Annotated in this window: 19 protein-coding genes; 6 read left to right on the forward strand and 13 right to left on the reverse strand. The window is 70.3% G+C overall.

What is annotated here, in order from left to right:
• Positions 1–149 precede the first annotated feature (149 nt).
• The 3 genes from gudD (at position 150) to METY_RS00785 (ending at position 3,355) form a co-directional block, all read left to right on the forward strand.
• Complete coding sequence (gene gudD / locus METY_RS00775) at positions 150–1,484, forward strand: glucarate dehydratase (RefSeq protein WP_103119492.1); 1,335 nt, start codon at positions 150–152, stop codon at positions 1,482–1,484.
• Between the two features lie 44 nt (positions 1,485–1,528).
• Positions 1,529–2,296, forward strand: coding sequence for an HpcH/HpaI aldolase family protein (locus METY_RS00780; RefSeq protein WP_103119493.1), 768 nt, complete (start codon positions 1,529–1,531; stop codon positions 2,294–2,296).
• Positions 2,297–2,470: 174 nt separating this feature from the next.
• Positions 2,471–3,355: a 2-hydroxy-3-oxopropionate reductase gene (locus METY_RS00785; protein WP_103119494.1), complete on the forward strand. Its 885-nt coding sequence runs from the start codon at positions 2,471–2,473 to the stop codon at positions 3,353–3,355.
• Between the two features lie 40 nt (positions 3,356–3,395).
• Here the strand turns inward: METY_RS00785 and METY_RS00790 are convergent, their stop codons facing one another.
• The 8 genes from METY_RS00790 to METY_RS00825 form a co-directional block, all read right to left on the reverse strand.
• Complete coding sequence (locus METY_RS00790; RefSeq protein WP_103119748.1) at positions 3,396–4,628, reverse strand: acyl-CoA dehydrogenase family protein; 1,233 nt, start codon at positions 4,626–4,628, stop codon at positions 3,396–3,398.
• A 13-nt stretch (positions 4,629–4,641) separates the two neighbouring features.
• Complete coding sequence (locus METY_RS00795) at positions 4,642–6,027, reverse strand: LLM class flavin-dependent oxidoreductase (RefSeq protein ID WP_103119495.1); 1,386 nt, start codon at positions 6,025–6,027, stop codon at positions 4,642–4,644.
• A gap of 8 nt (positions 6,028–6,035) precedes the next feature.
• Positions 6,036–6,689 carry a methionine ABC transporter permease gene (locus METY_RS00800; protein WP_103119496.1) on the reverse strand — a complete coding sequence of 218 codons (654 nt, stop codon included), beginning with the start codon at positions 6,687–6,689 and terminating at the stop codon, positions 6,036–6,038.
• Positions 6,670–7,734: a methionine ABC transporter ATP-binding protein gene (locus METY_RS00805; RefSeq protein WP_244593482.1), complete on the reverse strand. Its 1,065-nt coding sequence runs from the start codon at positions 7,732–7,734 to the stop codon at positions 6,670–6,672. Before METY_RS00805 ends, METY_RS00800 begins: the two co-directional genes overlap by 20 nt.
• Positions 7,735–7,817: 83 nt before the next feature.
• Positions 7,818–8,621 carry a MetQ/NlpA family ABC transporter substrate-binding protein gene (locus METY_RS00810; RefSeq protein WP_103119498.1) on the reverse strand — a complete coding sequence of 268 codons (804 nt, stop codon included), beginning with the start codon at positions 8,619–8,621 and terminating at the stop codon, positions 7,818–7,820.
• 34 nt (positions 8,622–8,655) lie between these two features.
• Entirely contained in the window at positions 8,656–9,423 is a 768-nt protein-coding gene (locus tag METY_RS00815) for an ABC transporter ATP-binding protein (RefSeq protein WP_103119499.1), read from the reverse strand.
• Entirely contained in the window at positions 9,420–10,259 is an 840-nt protein-coding gene (locus METY_RS00820; protein ID WP_103119500.1) for an ABC transporter permease, read from the reverse strand. Before METY_RS00820 ends, METY_RS00815 begins: the two co-directional genes overlap by 4 nt.
• A 14-nt stretch (positions 10,260–10,273) precedes the next feature.
• Complete coding sequence (locus METY_RS00825) at positions 10,274–11,242, reverse strand: aliphatic sulfonate ABC transporter substrate-binding protein (RefSeq protein ID WP_103119501.1); 969 nt, start codon at positions 11,240–11,242, stop codon at positions 10,274–10,276.
• Between the two features lie 148 nt (positions 11,243–11,390).
• Between METY_RS00825 and ssuD the strand changes: the two genes are divergently transcribed.
• Both ssuD and METY_RS00835 read left to right on the forward strand, forming a co-directional pair.
• Positions 11,391–12,533 carry an FMNH2-dependent alkanesulfonate monooxygenase gene (ssuD, locus tag METY_RS00830; RefSeq protein ID WP_103119502.1) on the forward strand — a complete coding sequence of 381 codons (1,143 nt, stop codon included), beginning with the start codon at positions 11,391–11,393 and terminating at the stop codon, positions 12,531–12,533.
• A gap of 97 nt (positions 12,534–12,630) precedes the next feature.
• Positions 12,631–13,233, forward strand: a complete 603-nt coding sequence (locus METY_RS00835) for a TetR/AcrR family transcriptional regulator (protein WP_103119503.1) — start codon at positions 12,631–12,633, stop codon at positions 13,231–13,233.
• Positions 13,234–13,510: 277 nt separating this feature from the next.
• Here METY_RS00835 and METY_RS00840 read toward each other — a convergent pair whose 3' ends face one another.
• The 3 genes from METY_RS00840 to METY_RS00850 all read right to left on the reverse strand — a co-directional run bounded on the left by METY_RS00840 (position 13,511) and on the right by METY_RS00850 (position 20,371).
• On the reverse strand, positions 13,511–16,732 hold the full coding sequence (locus METY_RS00840) for an efflux RND transporter permease subunit (protein WP_103119504.1): 3,222 nt from the start codon (positions 16,730–16,732) through the stop codon (positions 13,511–13,513).
• A gap of 138 nt (positions 16,733–16,870) precedes the next feature.
• Complete coding sequence (locus tag METY_RS00845) at positions 16,871–18,061, reverse strand: efflux RND transporter periplasmic adaptor subunit (protein ID WP_103119505.1); 1,191 nt, start codon at positions 18,059–18,061, stop codon at positions 16,871–16,873.
• A gap of 345 nt (positions 18,062–18,406) precedes the next feature.
• Positions 18,407–20,371: an acyl CoA:acetate/3-ketoacid CoA transferase gene (locus METY_RS00850; protein ID WP_103119506.1), complete on the reverse strand. Its 1,965-nt coding sequence runs from the start codon at positions 20,369–20,371 to the stop codon at positions 18,407–18,409.
• A gap of 382 nt (positions 20,372–20,753) precedes the next feature.
• Between METY_RS00850 and METY_RS00855 the strand changes: the two genes are divergently transcribed.
• On the forward strand, positions 20,754–21,296 hold the full coding sequence (locus METY_RS00855; protein WP_103119507.1) for a DUF3617 domain-containing protein: 543 nt from the start codon (positions 20,754–20,756) through the stop codon (positions 21,294–21,296).
• 33 nt (positions 21,297–21,329) lie between these two features.
• Here METY_RS00855 and METY_RS00860 read toward each other — a convergent pair whose 3' ends face one another.
• On the reverse strand, positions 21,330–21,650 hold the full coding sequence (locus tag METY_RS00860) for a hypothetical protein (RefSeq protein WP_103119508.1): 321 nt from the start codon (positions 21,648–21,650) through the stop codon (positions 21,330–21,332).
• Positions 21,647–23,950 (reverse strand): FdhF/YdeP family oxidoreductase, encoded by a 2,304-nt coding sequence (locus tag METY_RS00865; RefSeq protein WP_103119509.1) that lies wholly within the window; start codon positions 23,948–23,950, stop codon positions 21,647–21,649. The genes METY_RS00860 and METY_RS00865 overlap by 4 nt, the downstream gene beginning before the upstream one ends.
• Between the last annotated feature and the right edge of the window lie 51 nt (positions 23,951–24,001).

A 24,001-nucleotide genomic window follows, 5' to 3' on the forward strand; every position in this document is an offset into this window, starting at 1 on the left:
CAATCCATGCGAGGTTTGACTTCACTGGATGACGTCCATGATGCCCATGACGCATCGAACCATTCGCTCTTTGGCTTGGACCGGCATCGTCGCCGAGGCTTAACGTCGGCCCCGCACCGGCCGCCAGACGCCGGATCGAGGGAGCGGACATGCCCGGACCGAGCGACACGCCCGTCGTCACCGAAATGCGCGTCGTGCCGGTCGCAGGCCACGACAGCATGCTGATGAATCTGAGCGGCGCGCACGGCCCGTTCTTCACCCGCAACCTCGTCGCGCTCACCGACAGCGCTGGAAACACTGGCCTCGGCGAGGTGCCGGGCGGCGAACGCATCCGCCAGACGCTGGAGGACGCCCGCGAGCTGATCGTGGGAAGCGCGATCGGCGACTGGAACCGCGTGCTGAACGCCATGCGCGCGGCCTTCGCCGACCGGGACAGCGGAGGCCGCGGCCTCCAGACCTTCGATCTGCGCATCACGATCCACGCGGTGACCGCGATCGAGAGCGCGTTCCTCGACCTGCTGGGCCAGCACCTCGACGTGCCCGTGGCGGCGCTGCTCGGCGAAGGCCAGCAACGCGACGCCGTCGAGATGCTCGGCTACCTCTTCTACGTCGGCCCCTCCGATCGGACGCCCCTGCCCTACCGGCGCGCGGAGAGCGGCGACGACTGGACGCGGCTGCGGGACGAGGAGGCGATGACGCCCGACGCCGTCGCGCGGCTCGCCGAAGCCGCGCACGCGCGCTACGGATTCAACGACTTCAAGCTGAAGGGCGGCGTGTTCTCCGGCGAGGATGAAATGGCCGCCGTCACCGCCATCAAGCAACGCTTCCCCGACGCGCGCGTGACGCTGGACCCCAACGGCGCGTGGTCGCTGAAGGAGGCGATCCGCGTCTGCAAGGGCCAGGGCCACATTCTCGCCTACGCCGAGGACCCCTGCGGCGCTGAGGAGGGCTTCTCCGGCCGCGAGATCATGGCCGAGTTCCGCCGCGAGACCGGCCTGCCGACCGCGACCAACATGATCGCCACCGACTGGCGGCAGATGCGGCACGCGATCCAGCTCGGCTCCGTCGACATCCCGCTCGCCGACCCGCACTTCTGGACCCTCGCGGGCTCGGTGCGCGTCGCGCAGCTCTGCCGGGACCACGGCCTCACCTGGGGGTCGCACTCCAACAACCACTTCGACGTCTCGCTCGCCATGTTCACCCACTGCGCCGCCGCGGCGCCGGGGCGGGTGACGGCGATCGACACCCACTGGATCTGGCAGGACGGCGAGCGCCTGACCAAGGAGCCGTTGCAGATCAAGGGCGGCCTCGTCGCCGTGCCGGAGCGGCCGGGGCTCGGGATCGAGATCGACTGGACCGAGGTCGAGAAGCACCACGAACTCTACAAGACCCATGGCCTCGGCGCCCGCGACGACGCGGCGGCGATGCAGCACCTCATCCCCGGCTGGATCTTCGACAACAAGCGCCCCGCGATGGTGCGCTGAGCGCGGATCACGCCGACAGACGCCATCGACACAAGGGACCGGCGATGAACCTCCCCCAGAACACTTTCAAGACCGCGGTTAAGGCCGGCCGCCAGCAGATCGGCCTGTGGTCGAGCCTCGCGAGCCACATCTCGACCGAGGTGATCGCGGGCTCCGGCTTCGACTGGATCCTGCTCGACATGGAGCACTCTCCGAACGACCTCGCGGACGTCTACGTCCAGCTGCAGGCGATCATGGAAGGCCCGACCCAGGCCATGGTGCGGGTGCCGAGCGACGACCCGATCACCATCAAGCGCATCCTCGACGCCGGCGCCCTGTCGCTGATGATCCCGAACGTCGAGGACGCGGACCAGGCCGCCCGCGCCGTCGCCGCCACCCGCTACGCCCCGCGTGGCGTCCGCGGCTTCAGCCAGGCGCCCCGCGCGGCCCGCTTCGGCCGCGTGGCGAACTACCATTCGCTGTGCGAGGAGCAGATCTTCGTCACCGTCCAGATCGAATCCCAGCGCGCGCTGGACAACCTCGAGGAGATCGCGGCGGTCGAAGGCGTCGACGGCGTGTTCGTCGGCCCCGGCGACCTTTCCACCAGCCTCGGCTACATCGGCCGCCAAGGCCACGAGGACGTGGTCGCGACCATCGAAGCGACGCTGAAGCGCATCGTCGCCGCCGGCGCGGCCCCCGGCATCCTCACCGGCGACGAGACGCTCGCCCGGCGCTACATCGCAACGGGCTCGCTGTTCACCGCGGTCGGCTCCGACATGAGCCTCCTGGCCCGCACCACCGAGGCGCTCGCCAAACGCTTCAAAGAGGGCTGAACACCGGCGCTGATGGGCGGTCATGCCCGGCGAAGCCGGGTATCCACGACTTCGCTGGGCGTAGCGCTTGACGTCCAAGTCGTGGATGCCCGCGAAGCGCGGGCATGACGGAGTAACCGTTCTCCAAGCGTCCACAGTTTCTCCATAGCCTATACACAGACCCGGAGACCTCTCATGAACATCGGATTCATCGGCCTCGGCATCATGGGCAAGCCCATGGCCGGCCACCTCATCGCCGGCGGCCACACGCTGTTCCTGAAGACGCGGCGCGAGGTTCCGGCGGAGCTCGTGTCGGCCGGCGGCAAGCCATGCGCCTCCGCGGCCGAGGTCGCGGAGAAGAGCGACGTGATCATCACGATGGTGCCGGACACGCCGGACGTGGAGACGGTGCTGTTCGGCGAAGGCGGCGTCGCGGAAGGCCTGTCGGCCGGCAAGATCGTGGTCGACATGAGCTCGATCTCCCCGATCGCGACCAAGGGATTCGCGGAGAAGGTCGCCGCCAAGGGCGCGTCCTATCTCGACGCGCCGGTCTCCGGCGGCGAGGTCGGCGCCAAGAACGCGGCGCTGTCGATCATGGTCGGCGGCGAGGAAAGCGACTTCGACCTCGTGAAGCCGCTGTTCGATCTGATGGGCAAGACCGTGACGCATGTCGGCCCGGTCGGCTCCGGCCAGGTGGCCAAGGTCGCGAACCAGATCATCGTGGCGTTGACCATCGAAGCGGTGGCGGAGGGGCTGCTGTTCGCCTCGAAGGCCGGCGCGGACCCGGCCAAGGTCCGTCAGGCGATCACCGGCGGCCTCGCCACCTCGCGCATCCTGGAGCTGCACGGCGAGCGCATGATCAAGCGCACCTTCGATCCCGGCTTCCGGATCGCGCTGCACCAGAAGGACCTGAACCTCGCGCTCGAAGGCGCCAAGGCGCTCGGCGTCAGCCTGCCCTCGACCGCGATCGCCCAGCAGCTGTTCTCGGTCTGCGTCGCGAACGGCGGCGCCGGCTGGGATCACTCCGGCATGGCGAAGGCGCTCGAGATCATGGCGAACCACGAGATCGCCAAGGCCTGAGCGGCGCGCGCGGGCGGCCGCTTAAGCTCGCCCCCCCGCGTCAGTAGAACCCGGTCAGCGGCAGCCGCTCGGCCGAGATCAGGTGCTGCCCCACGCTGCGCGCCTTGTAGGCGGCGGGGTTGTGGGAAGCCAAAGTGCGGGCGTTGCGCCAGTGCCGGTCGAGGTTCGCGCTCTTCTTGGTGGCGGAGGCGCCGCCGGCGTCGAACACCAGCGAGCCCGCGCGGATCGCCAGCGCGTCGACGACCACCTTCGCCTTCGCCGCGGCCAGCGCGCCCTCATGGGCGGCGTCGATCTGCGGAACCCCGTCGACGCGCGAGGCCACGGCGCGGTCGAGCGCGTCAGCCGCGGCCAGCACCGCCGCCTCGGCGGCGAAGGCGGCGCTTGCGATCTCGCCGACCGCCTGCTGCAGGATGGGATCGTCCGCCGGGCGCTCGGCCGGCGCGAAGGAGAACGAGCGCTTGCGGGTGCGCACCAGCTCCGCCGCGTCCTCGGCGGCGTCGCGGAGGATCCCGGCCACGATCGCGGTCAGGAACAGCTGCGAGTAGGAGCCGGTGTAGGGCCGGGCGAAGCCGACGCCCGCGCTCTCGTCGTCGAAGATCACCTCGTCCGCCGCGACAGGGACGTCGTCGAGCCGGGTCGTGCCCGTGCCGGTCAGCCGCTGGCCGACGCCGTCCCAGTCGTCCTCGAGCGTCAACCCCTTCCGGCCCACCGGCACGATGGCGCTGACGAAGCGGTCGGCCTCGTCCTGCGCGCGGACCAGCACGTAGTCCGAGTAGAGGCTTCCGGTGCTGAAGTACTTCACCCCCGTCAGCGAGAAGCCGTCGCCGCGGGCGACGAGCCGCGTGTCGAAGCTCGTGCCGCCGACGCTGCGGGCGTTGATCTCGTTCATCGCCAGCCCGACGATCGCGCCGCCGGCCACGAGCTGCGCCCAGCGGACGTGACGGTCGCCGGTCGAAGGCAGCGCGAAACGCTCGACGTAGCCGAAGTGGTTTCGGACGATGTGCGCGACGTTGGGGTCGGCGGCGGCGAGCAGGATCACGACCGACAGCAGCTCGCGCAGCGTGAGCCCGGCGCCCCCCTCCTCCTTCCGCAGCCGCAGCGCGCCGAAGCGCGCCGCCCGCAGCAGGTCGATCTGGGCGAAGGGCAGCGTGCGCGTCGCGTCGCGCTCGGAGGCGCCCTCGGCGATGGCGGCGAGCAGTTCCGAGAGCTCGCGCGAGCCGGGCGTCGGCAGACGCGGCGCGACCACGCGCAAGGGAGTGCTGAGGGCGGTCATGGGCGTCTCCTGATCATTCGGCGGCGTCTGCGGCGCGGGCGTGGCGGAAGCCGGCCGCGGGATGGCGTGCGTCCACACGGGGACCCGCGCCGCCGAGCTTTTCGCGGAGGGTTCCGGGGGCGTAGGCGCGCTTGTACCGCCCGCGGCGCTGCAGTTCGGGCACGACGAGGTCCGCTACGTCCTCGTAGCTCTCCGGCGCGACCGCGCAGGCGAGGTTGAAGCCGTCGACGCCGGTGGCGGCGACCCAGGCCTCCATCCGATCCGCGACCGTGGCCGGCCCGCCGACGAACACCGGTCCGATGCCGCCGACGCCGACATGCTCCGCCACCTCGCGCACGGTCCAGACCCGCGAGGGGTCGGCGCGGGTGATGTTCTCCATGGCGGTTCGGCCGGCGTCGGTCTCCACATGCGCGACCTGCTGGTCCAGCCGGTAGGTCGAGAAGTCGACGCCCGTCCAGCCGGACATCAGGGTGAGCGCGCCCTCGGCGCTTACGTAGCGTCGGTAATCCGCGAGCTTCGCCTCCGCGGCGGCGTCGGTCTGCGCGACCACGACGGTCGCCATCGCGAAGATCGTGATCGCGGCGGGGTCCCGGCCGGCCTCGGCCGCGAGCCGGCGAATGTCCGCGACGCGCGGGGCGATCGCCTGCGGGCTCGGGCCCGACATGAACACGCATTCGGCGTGGCGCGCCGCGAAGGCCCGGCCCTTGGGCGAGGTTCCCGCCTGGTAGATCACCGGCGTGCGCTGGGGCGACGGCTGCGACAGGTGGACCGCGTTCACCTCGAAATGCGCGCCGCGGTGCACGAAGGGGCGCACCTTGGTCGGATCGGTGAAGACGCCGCGCGCGTGGTCCCGCACCACGGCGTCGTCGTCCCAGCTTTGCTCCCAGAGCCCGTAGACGACGTCCATGTACTCTCCGGCGACGGCGTAGCGGTCGTCATGGGCGCGCTGTTTCGCGAGGCCTGCGGCGCGGGCGGCGCTGTCGAGATAGCCCGTCACCACGTTCCAGCCGACGCGGCCGTCGGTGAGGTGGTCAAGCGTGGACATCCGGCGCGCGAAGGGGAACGGCGGCTCGTAGCTCAGGTTCGAGGTCACGCCGAAGCCGAGGTGCCGGGTCGCCGCCGCCATGGCGGGCACGATCAGCATCGGGTCGTTCGCGGGGACCTGCGCGCCGCGCCGCAGCGCGGACGCAGGCGAGCCGCCGTAGACGTCGTAGACGCCGAGGACGTCCGCCAGGAACAGCCCGTCGAACAGCCCGGCCTCCAGGGTCCTGGCGAGGTCAATCCAGTAGCTCAGCCGGTTGAACTCGGCGGACCGATCGCGCGGATGCCGCCAGAGGCCGGGAGACTGGTGCCCGACGCAATTCATGGCGAAGGCGTTGAGACGGATGTCCTTCGGCATGGGCGCTCCTACCGCGCGCTCAGGCGGCGGACCGCGACGTCGCCCGCGAACTGGACCACGCAGACGAGCGCGATCAGCACCACGATCACGGCCGCCATGACGGTGGTGTCGAAGCGTTGGTAGCCGTAGCGGATGGCGAGGTCGCCGAGGCCGCCCGCGCCGACCGCGCCCGCCATGGCGGAGGCGCCGATCATGGTGACGACGGTGATGGTGAAGCCGCCGACGATGCCGGGCAGCGCCTCGGGCAGCAGCACATGGCGGACGATCTGCCGCCGGCGGCAGCCCATGGCCTGTGCGGCCTCGATCAGCCCGGCGTCGACCTCGCGCAGCGACACCTCGGCGATGCGCGCGAAGAACGGCGTGGCCGAGATCGACAGCGGCACGATGGCCGCCCAGACGCCGATGGTGGTGCCGGTCACGAGCCGCGTCAGCGGCAGCAGCGCCACTAGCAGCACGATGAAGGGGGTCGCCCGAAAGCCGTTGACCACGGCGGCGAGAGTCCGGTTGATCCGCGGAGCGGGCGACAGCCCGTCGGGCGCGGTCAGCACCAGCAGGACCGCGATCGGCACGCCCGCCGCGAGCGCGACCAGCGCCGATGCCCCGACCATCGTCAGCGTGTCGAGCAGGCCGTGCAGCAGGCGGTCAATCATCTGCGGCGACATAGCCGAGCACCTTGGACGAGGGCGCGAGGCCCGACAGATTCGGCGAGCTCGCGAGCCGCACGGCGAGCAGCAAGCGCCCCTGGGTGTGGCCGCCGATGCGGTCGAGCTGCGCCGAGAGGATGCGCGGCTTGGCCCCGCCGAGCGCCGCCGCGATCGCGCCGATGTCCGGCTCTCCCTCGCCGGAGAAGGTGAGCTCGACGATCGCGTCGCTCCGGCCCTGCGGCGCAGGGTCGGGCCGCAGGCGGTCCGCGACGTCCTCGGGAAGCCCTCGCGCCAGCGGGCGCAGCAGCGTGCGGGTGGCCTCGTGCCGGGGCTCGCCGAACACGCGCCAGACCAGCCCGACCTCGGCGATCGCGCCCCGGTCCAGCACGAGCACCCGGTCGCAGATCTCGCGGATCACGCTCATCTCGTGGGTGATCAGCACGATCGTCAGGCCGAGCCTGCGGTTGATGTCCTTGAGCAGCGCGAGGATCGACTGCGTGCTCTCGGGATCGAGCGCCGAGGTCGCCTCGTCGCACAGCAGCACGTCGGGCCCCGCCACCAGCGCGCGGGCGACGCCGACCCGCTGCTTCTGGCCGCCGGACAGGCGGGCGGGATAGGCGTCGCGCTTGTCCGTCAGCCCGACCAGCGCCAGCGCCTCGCGGACGCGACTCTCGATCTCGGCGCGCGGACGCTTCGCGACGACCAGCGGCAGCGCGACGTTCTCGGCGACGGTCTTGGCCGACATCAGGTTGAAGTGTTGGAAGATCATGCCGACGCGGCGGCGGAGCGCGACCAGACGGTCCTCGTTCAGCGCGCCGACGTCCTCGCCGCCCACGAGCACCTGGCCCTCGGTCGCCGTCTCCAGCCGGTTGATCAGGCGGAGCAGCGTCGACTTACCGGCGCCGGAGCGCCCGATGACGCCGAAGATTTCACCCGGCTCGATCGCGAGGTCGATCCCGGCGAGCGCGGGCGCGGCGCTGGCTGCGTAGACCTTGGAGACGCCGCGGAAGCCGATCGACCCCGCGCGCGCCGCCCGCTCGCGCTCCGCGCTCTGGTCGAACATCAGCGGTTCGACGAACTTCGGCGTCCAGTGCGGGGACGCAAGCGGCGGCGGCGCCTCGTCCGCACGAGCGAAGTGGGCCTCGCTCATTTTTCCCACGCGATCGCGTAGAGCTTCGGATTGTTCGCGAAGGCCTTGCCGATCGCCTCCCGCACCTTGGGAGAGGAGTGGTAGATCTCCACGAACTTGAGAATGTCGGGGTCGGTCTCGCGCCCCTTCTTCGCGACGAAGCGGATCGCGAACTGCCGGTCCTCGATGCCGGAGTAGATCAGCGCGGAGCCCGGATCGAAGGTCTTGGCGGCGACGATGAAGTGCGGATAGCCGAGCGCCAGGTCGACGTCGGCGGTGATCCGCACGAGCTGCGGGCCCTCGACCTCGGTGAAGGTGAGCTTCTTCGGGTTCTCGACGATGTCGTCGAGCGTGCCGAGGAAGCCGACGCCGTCCTTCAGCTTGATCAGCCCCGCCTTCTCCAGCAGCAGCAGCCCGCGCCCCTGGTTCACCGGGTCGTTGGCGATCGCGACCGTCCCGCCGGTCGGGATCTCTGCAAGGCTCTTGTGACGGAGGGAGTAGAGCCCGATGTTCGCGAGCGTTCCGACGCCGGCGTCGGTAAATGCGTAGCCGCGCTGCTTGATGGCGTTGTTCAGGAACGGCTGGTGCTGGAAGTAGTTGACGTCGATGTCGCCGGCCTCGAGCGCGACGTTGGGCGTGGTCCAGTCGCTGAACTCCACCACTTCGACGGCGAGCCCCTGCGCCTTCGCCTCCTCGGCCGCGGCGGCGACCGAATCGGCATAGGCGCCGGGCGTCACCCCGATCTTGAGGCCGGCGGCGGCGGCCGGCGTGACGACCGCGGCGGCGAACAGGGCGACGGCTGCGAAAAGTCTGCGGTTCATTGTCCGAGATCCGGTGAAGCTTGAGGAAAGCGGGTCAGCCGTGGCGACTGTGAGCGGGCGCCCGCTCCAGGGCGGCGTCGAGGGCGGCGGCCACGGCGCGGGCGGCCTCGTCGAGGTCCGGCGACCGGCGGCGGCGCGGACGGGGGATATCGATCGCGATCCGCGCGGCGATCCGGCCGGGCTTCGCCGCCATCACGGCGACCTCGTCGGCGAGATAGACCGCCTCCTCGACGTCGTGGGTGACGAGGACCAGCGTGGTCTTCAGCTCCGCCCAGAGCTCCAGCAGGTGGTCCTGCAGGTCGGCGCGGGTGATGGCGTCGAGCGCGGAGAACGGCTCGTCCAGCAGCAGAGCCTGCGGCCGCGCCACCAGCGCGCGGGCGAGCGCGGCGCGCTGCGCCTGGCCGCCCGAGAGCTGCCGCGGCCAGGCCTCCGCACGGTCGGCGAGGCCGACGCGGGCGAGCGCGGCGTCGACCCGCTCCCTGCGCTCGGAAGCGAAAAGATGCTCGAGTCCGAAGCCGACGTTGCCGCGCACGGTAAGCCACGGCAGCAGCCGCGGCTCCTGGAAGACCAGGCCGATCGCCTCCGTCGGGGCCGTAACCGCCGCGCCGTCGAGCCGCACGCGGCCGGCGCTCGGGGCGTCGAGCCCGGAGGCCATGCGCAGCAGGGTGCTCTTGCCGCAGCCGGAGCCGCCGACGATCGCAAGGATGCGGCTCGGCGCGACGGCGAGCGAGACGTGCGACAGCACGAGGCTGCCGTTGGCGAAGACCTTGGTGACGTCCTCGAAGGCGAGCGCCGCGCTCACGACCGCGTCTCCGCCGTGTCCTGCCAACGCAGAAAGGGTGCGGAGGCCGCGACCAGCAGGCTGTCCGTCGCCTTGCCGAGCAGGGCGAAGACGAGGATGGCGGCGACGATCTGGTCGGGCTTGCCCAGCTGCTGGCCGTCGACCAGCAGATAGCCCAGGCCCTCGGAGGCGCCCATGAACTCGGCCGCCACCACGAACATCCAGCCGAGGCCGAGGCCGGCCCGGAGCGAGAGCGCATAGGCCGGCAGGATCGCCGGCAGCAGCACGCGGCGGGCGAGCGCGAGCCGCGACAGCCGGAAGATGCGGCCCACCTCGATGGTCTTCCGGTCGACGGAGGCGATCGCGCCGAGCACGCCGAGATAGACGGGGAAGAACACCCCCGCCGCGATCAGCGCGATCTTCGGCGTCTCCAGGATGCCGAGCCAGAGGATGAACAGCGGCACCCAGGCGATGGACGGCACGGCGCGCAGGCCCTGCAGCGTCGGGTCGATGATGCGGCGCACGAGGGTCGATCCGCCGGCGATAGCGCCGAGCAGGGTGCCCGCCGCGACGCCGATGCCGAAGCCCGCGGCGACGCGAGCCGCGGTCGCGCCGATGTGGAGCGCCAGATCCCCGGTCCGCCACAGCTCGACCAGCGTCGTCGCGATGCGGCTCGGCGGCGCCATCAGCCGCCCGTCGGACAGGCCGGCCCGCACCGCGAGCTCCCACGCGGCGGCGACGCCGAGCGGCAGGGCGAGGCCCAGCAGCGGACGCGACCAGCCGCTTGCAGCCCGCCGGACCGCCGGGCGCTCGTCGCGCGCGGCGGAGCCGGATTGCAGAAGCTCGACGGCGGACATGGCTCGGCCGCCCGTCAGTTCGTCAGCTTGGCGTCGAAGGCGCGGTCGATCAGGTCGCCCGTCACCTTCGTCACGTCGGTCTCGGCCGGAATGACGCCGGCTTGGGCGAGCGCCTCGCCTGCCGCGGCGACCGCCTTCACGTCCCCGTCCCCGATCGGGGTGTACTTGATGGTCGTGCGCTCGAGCTGCCGGGCGACGACGTCCTCGGGCAGCTTCGCCGCCTTGGCGAGCAGCGCGTTCAGCTCCTTCGGATGCTCCAGCGACCAGGTCCGGGCCTGGTCGTAGGCCTTCAATACGGTGTCGACGAGGGCGGGGTTCTCGGCGGCGAAAGCCTGCCGCACGTTCAGCGCCCCCCAGCTGTTCAGCGAGGGATCGCGATAGACCAGCTTCGCGCCGTCCTGCAGTTCGGCGGAGGCCATCATGGGATCGAGGCCCATCCAGGCGTCGATGTCGCCGCGCTGGAGCGCGAGACGGCCGTCGGCGTGCTGCAGCAGCACCAGCTTGACGTCCTTGTCAGTGAGCTTCTCGCGGGCCAGCGCGCGGATCAGGAAGATGTGCGGATCGGTTCCACGGGTGACGGCGACGCGCTTGCCCTTGAGGTCCGCGACGCTCGCGATCCCGCTGTCGGGCTTCGTCACCAGGGCGGTCCATTCGGCGCGCGAGTAGACGTAGATCGACTTGATCGGGTTGCCGTTGACGCGGGCGATGAGGGCGGCGGCGGACGCCGAGGAGCCGAAGTCCAGCGAGCCCGCGTTCAGGAATTCGAGCGCCTTGTTGGAGCCCAGCGACTGCACCCAGCGCACCGAGATCCCCTGCGGCTCGAGCGCCTTCTCGAGGAAGCCGTTCTCCTTCAGCGCGACGCTGACCGGGCTGTAGGTCGCCCAATCGAGCCGGATTTCGGTTGGCGCCGCGTGGGCCCGGAACGGCGTGACGAGGGCGGCGAGCGCAAGGCCGAGGGCGGCGGCGCGGCGGGTGAGGAACATCGAACCAGTCTCCAGACGCCGCGACCCCTGCCGGCGGCTCGATCTAAAGACATTAATTCCATAAATTCAGTCAACATAATTTTGCATGCCACGCCGGGAGGCGGTATCAAGCCCTCCTGACGAGTCGACGCGACCGGAGACGACGCTCATGACCAAACCGCTCAGCCTGTTCTGGTTCATCCCCACGCAGGGCGACGGGACCTATGTCGGAACCGACGTCGGCCATCGGCCCGCGGACTACGGCTACCTGCGGGAGGTCGCGACGGCGGTGGACCGGCTCGGCTTCGAGGGCGTTCTGCTGCCGACCGGCAAGGGATGCGAGGAAAGCTGGATCGTCGCGACCGCGCTCGCGACCGCCACCGAACGGCTCAAATTTCTCGTGGCGCTGCGGCCGGGGGTGACGAGCCCCGCCTTCGCCGCGCGGCAGGCTGCGGCGCTCGACCGGATCAGCGGCGGGCGCTTGCTGCTGAACGTGGTGGTCGGCGGCGACGCGGCCGAGCTCGCAGGCGACGGCGTGTTCCTCGACCACGACGCCCGCTACGACCAGGCGGCGGAGTTCCTCACCGTGTGGCGGCGGATGCTCTCCGGCGAGACGGTCGACTTTGAGGGACGGCACTTGACGGCGAAAGGCGCGGAGCTGGCGTTCCCGCCGGTGCAGACGCCGCACCCGCCGCTGTGGTTCGGCGGCTCCTCGGACGCCGCGATCGAGCTCGCAGCGGACCAGACCGAAGTCTATCTCTCCTGGGGCGAGCCGGTGGAGCAGGTCGCGGAGAAGATCGCGCGGGTGAAGATGGCGGCGGCGAAGCGCGGGCGCACGCTGCGCTTCGGCCTGAGGATCCACCTCATCGTGCGCGAGACGGCGGAGGAGGCCTGGGCCGCGGCGGACCGGCTGATCAGCAAGGTCAGCGATGAGGCGATCGCCGCGACGCAGGCTAAGGTCGCGCAGTCGGACTCGGTCGGCCAGCAGCGCATGACGGCGCTCCACGGCGGCCGGCGCGACCGCCTCGAAATCGCGCCCAACCTCTGGGCGGGGCTCGGCCTCGTCCGCAAGGGCGCCGGCACCGCGCTGGTGGGCGATCCCGCGACCGTCGCCGAGCGGCTGCGGGAGTACCAGGCGGTTGGGATCGACACCGTCATCGCCTCCGGCTACCCGCATCTCGAGGAATCCTACAAGGTCGCCGAGCTGCTGTTCCCTGAACTCGGGATCGGCCCCGCCCGCCGAGGCGCCCATGGCACGATCGCGGGCGAGTTCGGCGTCCGCGCGCAGGACAGGCGCGCCGCGACCTCGTGACCGCGGTCCGCGACTGGCGGACCCGCTAACGCAAAGCCTCGACGCGAAGGACGGCGGGTACTATATCAACCGGTACAAAAACACTGGGATACCGGAGATGGGCCGTCACAAGGAGTTCGACGTCGACGAGGCGCTCTGCGCCGCGCTGCAGGTGTTCTGGCGCCGCGGCTTCGAAGGCGCGTCGCTGACCGATCTGACGGAGGCCATGGGCATCACGCGCCCCAGCCTCTACGCGACCTATGGCAACAAGGAAGAGCTCTTCCGCAAGACGCTCGACCGCTACGAACAGATGCACCTCTGCTTCGTGGCGCAGGCCATGGAGGCGCCGACCGCGCGCGGCACGATCGGCGAGCTGCTGCGCGGCTACGCCGATGTGTTGACCGATCCCATGCATCCGCCCGGCTGCCTCGGCGTCAACAGCTCTGTCTGCACCGGCGGCGGCGAGGCGGAGACGATCCGGCAGGAGCTGATCGCCCGCCGCTCCCTCAACGAGGAGACGCTGAAGCGTCGTCTGGAGCGGGCCGCCTCCGAAGGCGAGTTTCCCGCCGACGAGGACCCCGCCGACTGGGCGCGCTACGTCATGTCGGTCGGTCTCGGCATGGCCGTGAAGGCGGCCGCCGGCGCGACGCGCTGCGAGCTCCACCGCGTCGCCGAGATCGCGCTGCGCGCGCTCCCCGCGCGGGAGCCGGCGCTGGCCTGAGCCAGCGCGTCTTTTCCCTCTAATTCAGATACGAGCCTTGAGCCGGGACCCGGACGCTCGCCCGCTCGAGAGCTGACGCCCCGCCCGTCCCTCCCTGTCTGAAACGGGCGTTCCTGGGTCCCGGCTCGAGGCCGAGACCGCAACCGAAGCGTCCGTGGCGACCGTTCGGCCAGCCTCGATCCACCTTGCAAAACAGCGACGGCCGCCGGGGGATCGTCGGCGGCCGTCGTCGTCGGGAGGGGCGAGAGAGCGTGGGACGCTTCGCGTGCCGCCCCTCCTAACCGATGGAAAGCGGATCGGCGTGGCCGGGCGCCGGTCCTGTCGGCGCAGGGCCTGCCGGCGACGGCTCATGGCCGTGGCTCTTGAGCTTGCGGCCGCCGGCGAGCGTGCGGATCACGACGTAGAACACCGGCGTTAGGAACAGGCCGAAGGCGGTGACGCCGATCATCCCGGAGAAGACCGCGACGCCCATGGCGGCGCGCATCTCCGAGCCCGCGCCGGTGGAGGTGACCAGCGGCAGCACGCCCATGATGAAGGCGAGCGAGGTCATCAGGATCGGCCTCAAGCGGAGCCGGCTGGCCTCGACCGCGGCCTGCAGCGGCGTCCGCCCGGCGATCTCCAGCTCGCGGGCGAACTCCACGATCAGGATCGCGTTCTTCGCCGACAGGCCTACCAGCACGATCAGGCCGATCTGGGTGAAGACGTTGTTGTCTCCGCCTGAGAGCCACACGCCGACCAGCGCCGCGAGGATGCCCATCGGCACGATCAGGATGATCGCGATCGGCAGCGTCAGGCTCTCGTACTGGGCGGCGAGCACAAGGAACACGAGGAAGATCGCCACCGGGAACACGATCATCCCCGAGTTGCCGGCGATGAACTCCTGGTAGGTCAACTCGGTCCACTCGAAGGTGAAGCCTTTCGGCAGCGTCTCCGCCGCGATCTTGGTGACCGCCGCCTGGGCCTGGCCGGTGGAGAAGCCCGGAGCCGCGCCGCCGTTGACGTCGGCCGAGAGGAAGCCGTTGTAGCGCATGGCGCGCTCAGGTCCCGCGCTGGGCTTCACCGTCATCAGCGCCGACAGCGGGATCATCTCGCCCGAGGTCGCGCGCACCTTCAGGAAGCCGACGTCCTCGGCGCGGGCGCGGTAGTCCTGGTCGGCCTGGACGCGGACCGAATAGGTGCGGCCGAACTTGTTGAAGTCGTTGACGTAGAGCGAGCCGAAATAGATCTGCAGCGTGTTGAACACCTCCGCGATCGGCACGCCGAGCTGGCGGGCCTTGGTGCGGTCGATGTCGGCGAAGAGCTGCGGCACGTTCACCTGGTAGGAGGAGAACAGCCCCGCGAGCTCGGGGGCTTGGTTCGCCCGGGCCAGGAAGGCCTTGGTGGCCTCGTCCAGCGCCTGGTAGCCGCGGCCGGCCTTGTCCTCGATCTGCAGCTTGAAGCCGCCGATGGTGCCGAGGCCCTGCACCGGGGGCGGCGGGAACATGGCGATCACCGCGTCCTGGATGCCGGCGTATTGCTTGTTCAGCTCCATCGCGATGGAGCCGGCGCTGAGCGACGGGTCCTTGCGCTCCTCGAACTCCTTCAGGCCGACGAAGACGATGCCGGCGTTGGACGAGTTGGTGAAGCCGTTGATGGACAGGCCGGGGAAGGCGATCGCGTTCTTCACGCCCGGGGTCTTGAGCGCGATGTCGCCCATCTTCCGGATCACGTCCTCGGTGCGGTCGAGGCTCGCAGCGTCCGGCAGCTGGGCGAAGCCGACGAGGTATTGCTTGTCCTGGGCCGGCACGAAGCCGCCGGGGATCGTCTTGAACAGCTGGCCGGTCACGCCGATCAGCCCGGCGTAGAGCACGAGCATCACCAGCTTGCGGCCGATCGCGAAGGTCACGCCGCGGCCGTAGGAGTCCGCGCTCCAGGCGAAGAAGCGGTTGAAGCGGCGGAAGAACCAGCCGAACAGAAAATCGATCCCGCGCGTCAGCCGGTCCTTGGGCGCGCCGTGGCCCTTCAGCAGGAGGGCGGCGAGCGCCGGCGACAGCGTGAGCGAGTTGATCGCCGAGATCACCGTCGAGATCGCGATGGTGAGCGCGAACTGCCGGTAGAACTGGCCGGTGAGGCCCGAGATGAAGGCGAGCGGCACGAACACCGCGATCAGCACCAGCGCGATCGCGACGATCGGACCGGACACCTCCTGCATCGCCTTCAGCGCGGCGGCGCGGGGGGCGTGCCCCTCCTCGATGTTGCGCTCGACGTTCTCCACCACGACGATCGCGTCGTCGACGACGATGCCGATGGCGAGCACCAGCCCGAACAGGCTGAGCGCGTTGATGGAGAAGCCGAAGAGGTGCATCACCGCGAAGGTGCCGACGATCGACACCGGCACGGCGATCAGCGGGATGATCGAGGCCCGCCAGGTCTGCAGGAACACGATCACCACCAGCACGACCAGCGCCACCGCTTCGAGCAGCGTGTGCAGCACGGCCTCGATCGACGAGCGCACGAACTGGGTCGTGTCGTAGACGATCGAGTAGTCCACGCCGTCCGGCATGTTCGCCTTGATGTCCTCCATCTCGGAGCGCACCCGGTCCGCGATCTCGATCGCGTTCGAGCCCGGCGCCTGGAACACCGGCACCGCGACGGCGGACTTGTTGTCGAGCAACGACCGCAGCGCGTAGTCCGAGGCGCCCATCTCGAGGCGCGCGACGTCGCGCAGACGCACGATCTGGCCGTTCGCGCCGGACTTCACGATGATGTCGCCGAACTCCTCCTCGCTCTGGAGCCGCCCCTGGGCGTTGAGCGACAGCTGCAGGTCGACGTCCGAGGGCGCCGGCGCGCCGCCGACCACGCCGGCCGCCGCCTGCACGTTCTGCGCGCGGATCTCGGCGACGACGTCTGACGCCGAAAGGCCGTGCTCGGCGACCTTCTGCGGATCGAGCCACACGCGCATGGAGTAGTCGCCCGAGCCGAACAGCTGGACCTGGCCGACGCCGCGGATGCGGGCCAGCCGGTCCTTCACGTTCAGCACGGCGTAGTTGCGCAGATACTTGGAATCGTAGCGGCCGTCCGGCGAGGTCAGGTGGACGACGAGCGTCAGGTCCGGCGAGGACTTCACCGTCGTCACGCCGAGCGCGCGCACTTCTTCCGGCAATCGCGGCTCGGCCTGGCTCACCCGGTTCTGGACCAGCTGCTGCGCCTTGTCGGGATCGGCGCCGAGGGCGAAGGTCACGGTCAGCGTCATCACGCCGTCGGTGGTCGCCTGCGAGGACATGTAGAGCATGTCCTCGACGCCGTTGATCTGCTCCTCGATCGGCGTCGCCACCGTCTCCGAGATCACCTTCGGGTTCGCGCCGGGGTAGGTCGCGCGCACCACGATCTGCGGCGGCACCACGTCCGGGTACTCCGAGATCGGCAGCGCCGGGATCGACAACAGGCCGGCCAGGAAGATCACGGCGGAGAGGACGCCGGCGAACACCGGCCGGTCGATGAAGAACTTCGAGATGTTCATGGCCGGAGCCTTCGGGTCGCAGCTTGGGCGTCGTCCCGGACGCCGGCGTGCGGCGGAGCGGGGTCAGGCGCGGGGAAAGGCGTTCAGTTCTCGGGGGCGTCCCGGCGCGGCCTCGCGGCGGGTCGGGACGCCTTCACGTCATCGCGCCGCGGAGGCCTGGCGCTCGACCAGCTTTGCGCCGTCCATGCCGACCGGCTCCGGGGCGACCAGCGCCCCCGGACGAAGCTTCTGCAGCCCGTTCACGACCACCCGCTCGCCGGCGTTGAGCCCGCTCAGCACCACCTTGAGGCCCTCGGCGGACGGGCCGAGCTTCACCTCGCGGTACACCGCCTTGTGGTCATCGCCCACCACCAGCACGAAGGTCTTGTCCTGGTCGACGCCGACCGCCCGCTCGCTGACGAGCAGCGCCGGGGCGGACTTGGCCTGGCCGAGCCGCAGCCGCGCGAACTGGCCGGGCATGAGCTTGCCGTCCGGATTGTCGAACGCCGCGCGCAGCCGCACCGTACCCGCCGTCACGTCGACCGAGGGATCGACATAGGACAGACGGCCGATCACCGGAGCGCCCGTCGCGGTGGTCATCTCGACCGGAATGGCCGAGAGCTTGTCCGCGTGGTCGCCGCCGTCGGGAAGGCTCGCGAGCGCCCGCGCCACCGCGCCCTCGTCGGCGTCGAAGCTCGCATAGATCGGATCGACCGAGACCAGTCTCGCGAGCGACGGCGCGCCGGGACCCGCGGCGATCAGGTTGCCGACGGTCACCTCGATCCGCCCGACGCGGCCGGCGACGGGGGCGCGGATCTCGGTGTAGCCGAGGTTGAGCTCCGCGGTCCGGAGCGCCGCCTGCGCGCCCTGCGCGGCGGCCTCCGCCTGCCGCACCGCGCTGTCGCGGTTGTCGAGATCGCGCTCGGAAATGGTGGAGGCGGAGGTCATGCGGCGGCCGCGCGCGAGATCGTTGCGGGCGAGCGAGACCCGCGCTTCGGCCGCGGCGAGATCCGCGCGGGCGCGGTCCACCTCGGCCTGATAGGGCTCGGGATCGATGGTGAAGAGCGGAGCGCCCTTCTCGACCAGCGCGCCCTCGCGGAAGTGGACCGTCCGGATTTCGCCGGCGACCCGCGAGCGGACCTCCACGCGGTCGACCGCCTCGAGACGGCCTGAGAAGCTCGACCAGTCCACGATGTCCCGCGGCTCGACCGCGGCGACGCTCGCGGGCGTGGCCTGGGGCGCAGCGGGCGCGTCGGCGGACACCACGCCGGTCGGCGACAGAACGACGGCGGCGAACGCCGCGACGGCCGCGGCGCCCAGAGAGGCGGCGCGGGCGGAACGAAGGATCATCGGTTGCGTCCCCAGCACGATGCAAAACCATACCGATCAGTATGGTACCGATAGGTAGATTTGCGGGGGCGGGGAGTCAAGGCGAAAGATATCGGACGGTATGAAAAACGCCAGCACGCGTCCGCGCGCCCGGCGGCGCATAGCGCCGCAGGCTGCGGACGTCCGGGTTCAGCGAGGTCTGATCACGTCGCGGCATTCCGTTCGCCGCCGCAAACACGCTCCACGTCGTCCCGGCCGAAGCGCCGGGACCCAGAAAGTTAGCCGGGTCGGGTCAGTCTGCGACGCGGCATTGAAGGATGCCGGCGCTTCGGCCGCCATGGCGACGGCCCGCGGACCCGAGCGAGCTCATTCGGCGGCGACCGCTCGGCCTTCCGGATCGTCGCCGCGCTCGATGTAGGCCTGGGCGTCCTCGCGGCGCTCGAACACATGGGGCGCGAGGCCGCGCCGGCTAAGAGCCTCCTGCATCTTGAGGCGCAGGAAGGCGCTCGTCGCGTAGCGCGTGGTCTTCAGGTAGTGGTGCTCCGACATGTACTCGATCATCTCAGCGTAGGCGTCGTAGAGGTTCTCGCTGATCTTAAAGCCGTCGTGGTTGATCACCGAGTTCACGCGCCGCCCGACCGCCTTGCAGGCGTTGATCAGGATGCGGCGCAGGTCCGCGATGTCGTTCTTGCTGCGCGCCTGCCAGCCCTCGAGGTTGACGAACAGAATGTTGCGCTCGTGGTCGTAGCTGACGCGCTCCGGCAGGCGCAGGTTCAGCAGGTCGGCCTTCAGCTCCATGGGCTCGTCCATGAAGATGCGCCGATCCATCAGACCCGGGTTCTTCACGATCGGCTTGAAGTCCATGTGCGCGAGGATGTCCTCCTCGATCTCGATGCCCGGCGCGACCTCGATCAGTTCGAGCCCCTCGCGGGTGAGCTGGAACACGCAGCGCTCGGTGACGTAGATCACCGGCTGGCCGCGTTCGGCCGCGAACTCGCCCGAGAACGTCACCTGCTCGACATGGTCGATGAACTTCCGCGAGCGGCCTTCCTTGACGATCTTCACCTCGCCGTTCTCGATCTTCACGTCGAGGCCGCCGACGGTGAAGGTGCCGGCGAACACCACCGCGCGGGCGTTCTGGCTGATGTTGATGAAGCCGCCGCAGCCGTTGAGCTTGCCGCCGAAGGACGATGTGTTGACGTTGCCGTAGCGGTCGCACTCGGCCATGCCGAGGCAGGTCATGTCGAGGCCGCCGCCGTCGTAGAAGTCGAACATCTGGTTCTGGTCGATGATGCAGTCGGCGTTGCTCGCCGCGCCGAAGCTCGACCCGCTCGCCAGCACGCCGCCGACCGCCCCGGCCTCGGTGGTGAGGGTGATGTAGGGCGTCACCTTCTCCTCGGCGGCGATCGCCGAGATGCCCTCCGGCGCGCCGACGCCGAGGTTGACCACGCCGTTCGGCGGCAGCTCGAACGCTGCGCGGCGGGCGATGATCTTGCGGGCGTCGAGCGCCATCCTGGCCATGGAGGCGGCGGGCACGCGGACCTCGCCGGCGAGCGCGGCGTTGTAGGTCACGCCGTAGTTCATGCGATGCATGTCGCCTTCGGCGAGCACCACGCAGTCGACGAGGATGCCCGGCACACGCACGTCCTTCGGGCGCAGGGAGCCGTCCTCGACGATGCGCTCCACCTGCGCGATCACCACGCCGCCGTTGTTGCGCGCGGCCATCGCCTGGGCCAGCACGTCGAGCGTCAGCGCCTCCTTCTCCATGGAGATGTTGCCATGGGGGTCGGCGCTGGTGCCGCGGATGAAGGCGACGTCGATCTTGGTGGCCTTGTAGAACAGCCACTCCTCGCCTTCGACCTCGACCAGCTTGACGATGTCCTCCTCGGTCAGCTCGTTCACCTTGCCGCCGCCGAGGCGGGGGTCGACGTAGGTCTTCAGGCCGACCTTGGAGAACAGGCCGGGCTGGCCCGCGGCGCAGGCCCGGTAGAGCTGCGAGATCACGCCCTGGGGCAGGTTGTAGCCATAGATCTTGTTGGCCTTGGCGGCCTCCGCCACCTTGGGCATGCGGCCGAAGTTGGCCGCGATCACGCGCTTCAGCAGGCCGTCGTGGTGCAGCCGGCCGGTGCCCAGGCCTTTGCTGTCGCCGGCGCCCGCGGTCATGATCAGCGTGAGGTCGCGCGGCGCGCCGGTCTCGACATAGCGCTTCTCCAGGGCCGCGTGCAGCGCCTCGGGAATGCAGCTCTGGACGAAGCCCGTCGTCGTGACGACGTCGCCGTCCCGAATGAGCGCGATCGCCTCGTCCGCCGTGATGACCTTGTTCTTTTTCATGCCCCGCCGTGTCCTGACCTGCGCCGCCCGGGCCCGCCGTCCGGCGGCAGCCGCGCTCTGCGCTTGTCGCGAATGTAACGGATGCGTTCCAGAACGTGCAATCGCTCCGTAGGGAGGAATACCATCGGAGCGGCCGGAGAAAAGAGCACCCCGCGAACAGTTGTGCCAGGCCAAGGGCCTCCGCTTGTCGCCCGCTTAACGAGAGAATGCGGAACGACCGGCCTGCGCTGGCATTCCAGATGCCTTGCTGCAGCGCAGCATGAACATGGCAATACTTTACGGCCCGGCCATCGCGAGACGGCCCGACGCGACGGCTGCGTCGGGGATTGAACCGTGACGCCGGCCGCGCAATGGTGCCGCCGAAACACCGGGAACATTTTCCATGCGCATGCTCACTGTCGCCGTTCTTCTCGCCTCCGCCGCCGCCCTACCCGCGGCGGCCGCTGGTTTCGAGCTTCCGCCACGCAAGCCCGGCCAATGGGAGATGTCGATCCAGGTCGACACCGCGGCCATGCCGCCCCAGGTGATCCGGATGTGCCTCGACGCGGAGACCGACAAGCTGCTGAACCAGAAGTTCAGCGGCATGGCCTCCAACATGTGCTCCAAGCAGGAGCAGACGAAGGACGGCGACGCCATCGTGCTCGACAGCGTGTGCCAGCTCGGCGACATGAAGTCGGAGTCGCGCTCGGTGGTGACGGGCGACTTCGACAGCGCCTACACCATGAAGACCGACGTGAAAATGAGCGGCAGCAACGCGCCGAACGGGGTGAAGAACATCACCCCCGGCGGGCCGATGTCGCAGCAGACCACGCTGAACGCCAAGCGCACCGGCGAGTGCGAGGCCTCGATGAAGCCGGGCGACATCGATCTCGGCGGCGGCCGCGTGATGAACGTCCGCGACATGCCCTCGCCCAACATGCAGTGAGCGACGGCGGCCCCAGGGTCGCGTAAGGCCGCGTCAGGCCGCGCGCGGGCGCTCCGCCGCGCCGTAGAGCATCCGTCCCGCGTCGGTCAGCGCCAGCTTCGCGCGCTGGGTGCGGGCGTCGCGCGCCGCGACGGCCACGAGGCCGAGGTCGTCCGCGAGATCGGCCACGGCGCGCAGCACCAGCGCATGGGCGAGGCCGAAGACCTTGGCGAAGGAGCGGCTGTCGGCGGCGACGCCGGCCCCGAGCGCCGTCACCAGCCCCGCATGCAGCGGCGTCAGTCCCGGCGCGGCCTCGGTCACGGCCTCGACCGCCGCCATGAAAGCGGTCTCGTCTTCGGCGAGGGCGGCGCTCACGCCGCCGCCTCCGCGCGCGGCGCAAGCGACACCAGCACCGACTTCGACAGCGGCGTGTCGCTGAGGTCGCCGACCTTGTTGAACGGCACCACGGCGTTGAGCTCGGGGTAGTAGCCGGCGATGCAGCCGCGCGGGATGTCGTAGGCGATCAGGCGGAAGTCCTCGGCGCGCCGGGTCCGGCCGTCGTCGGCCGCGCCCAGCACGTCGACCCGCGCGTTCGGCTCCGCGCCCAGCGCGGCGATGTCGTCCGCGTTCATGAAGAGCACCCGGCGCTCGCCGTAGACGCCGCGGTAGCGATCGTCGAGGCCGTAGATCGTGGTGTTGTACTGGTCGTGGCTGCGGAAGGTCTGCAGCACGAACTGGCCGCCGGTCCGGCGCGCCGCCTGGTGCTCCACCTCGGCCGGGAGCGGGACGGCCGAGAACTCCGCGCGGCGGGAGGGCGTCTCCCACGCGCGTTCGGCGGCAGGATTGCGCAGCCGGAAGCCGCGCGGCCGGCGCACGCGCACATTGTAGTCTTCGAACCCCGGGATGACGCGGGCGATGCCGTCCCGCACGAGGTCGTGGTCCTCGGCCATGGCCGCCCAGTCCACGTGGGCCGAGCCGACGGTCGCCGCCGCGATGCCGCAGATGATCGCGACCTCGGACTTCAGATGCGGCGAGGCCGGCTTGTTGATGCCGCCGGACCCGTGGACCATGCTCATCGAGTCCTCGACGGTCACGATCTGCGAGACCTTGCGGGCGTTGCGGTCGATCTCGGTGCGGCCGAGGCACGGCAGGAGGTAGGCGACCTCGCCCACCGACATATGGCCGAGGTTCGGCTTGGTCGCGATCTGCACCGTCAGCCGGCAGGCGCGCAGCGCCGCCTCGACGACCTCGGTGTCCGGCGTCGCGCGGGCGAAGTTGCCGCCGAGCCCGATGAAGGCCTTGGAGCGACCCTCGACCATCGCCTCGATCGCGTGCCGCACGTTGTGGCCGGGTTTGCGCGGCATGGCCTTGCCGTAGACCGCCTCGAGGTTGTCGAGCAGCCAGGCCGGCGGGTTCTCGTTGATGCCGACGGTGCGGTCGCCCTGCACGTTGGAATGGCCGCGCACCGGGCATAGACCCGCGCCCTCGCGGCCGATATGGCCGCGCAGGAACAGCAGGTTCGCGATCTCGCGCACAGTCGCGACGGAGTGCTTGTGCTGGGTCACGCCCATCGCCCAGGTGGCGATGACGCGCTCGGCGCCGAGGTAGACGTCGGCGAGCGTCGCGATCTCGTCGTAGGTCAGGCCCGACTGGTCCTCGATCGCCCCCCAGGACGTCGCCTCGACCTCAGCGCGCCAGGCGTCGAGCCCCGTGGTGTGCTCGGCGATGAAGGCCTCGTCGAGCAGCGATGCGCGGCCCGCCGCGCGTTCGGCGGCGTCGCGGGCGAACACGACCTTCGCCACGCCGCGGATCGCGGCCATGTCTCCGCCGAGCTTGGGCTGGAAGTAGTGGCTCGCGATCGAGGTCGAGCCGCCGCGCAGCATCTCGATCTTCGCCTGCGGATCGGAGAAGCGCTCCAGCCCCCGCTCGCGCACCGGATTGAGCACCGCCACCCGGGCGCCGCGCTGCGCCGCCTTGCGCAGGTCGCCCAGCATGCGCGGATGATTGGTGCCGGGGTTCTGGCCGATGACGATGATCGCGTCGGCGTGGTGGAAGTCCTCGAGCGTCACCGTGCCCTTGCCGACGCCGATCGACTGGATCAGGCCGACGCCGCTCGCCTCGTGGCACATGTTGGAGCAGTCGGGGAAATTGTTGGTGCCGTAGATCCGCGCGAACAGCTGGTAGAGGAACGCCGCCTCGTTGGAGGCGCGGCCCGAGGTGTAGAACTCGACCTCGTCGGGGTGGGCGAGCGCGTTGAGCTCCTTCGCGATGCCCGCGAAGGCCTGCTCCCAGCTCACGGGGACGAAACGGTCGGTCGCGCGGTCGTAGGCCATCGGCTCGGTTAGCCGGCCCTGGCCCTCGAGCTCGTAGTCGCTCCAGCCCCGCAGCTCGCTCACCGAGTGCCTCGCGAAGAACGCCGGCGTCGCGCGCTTTTCCGTCGCCTCCCAGGCGACCGCCTTTACGCCGTTCTCGCAGAACTCGAAGGACGAGCCGTGCTCCGGATCGCCCCAGGCGCAGCCCGGGCAGTCGAAGCCGTCGGGCTGGTTCGCCTTCAGCATCGCCTTGGCGCCGGTCAGCATCGCGCCGCTCGCCATCAAGTGCTTCCCGCAGCTGCGAAGAGCGCCCCAGCCGCCGGCGGCGTGGGAGCGTTTGAGCGGAGCGGCCGCCTCGGTCATGAGTCAAACCATTCTAAGGAGAAGCGCGAGCCCTCACCATTTGGGCCAGCA

The sequence above is a fragment of the Methylopila sp. Yamaguchi genome, from assembly GCF_002897035.1.
GTDB lineage: Bacteria > Pseudomonadota > Alphaproteobacteria > Rhizobiales > Methylopilaceae > Methylopila.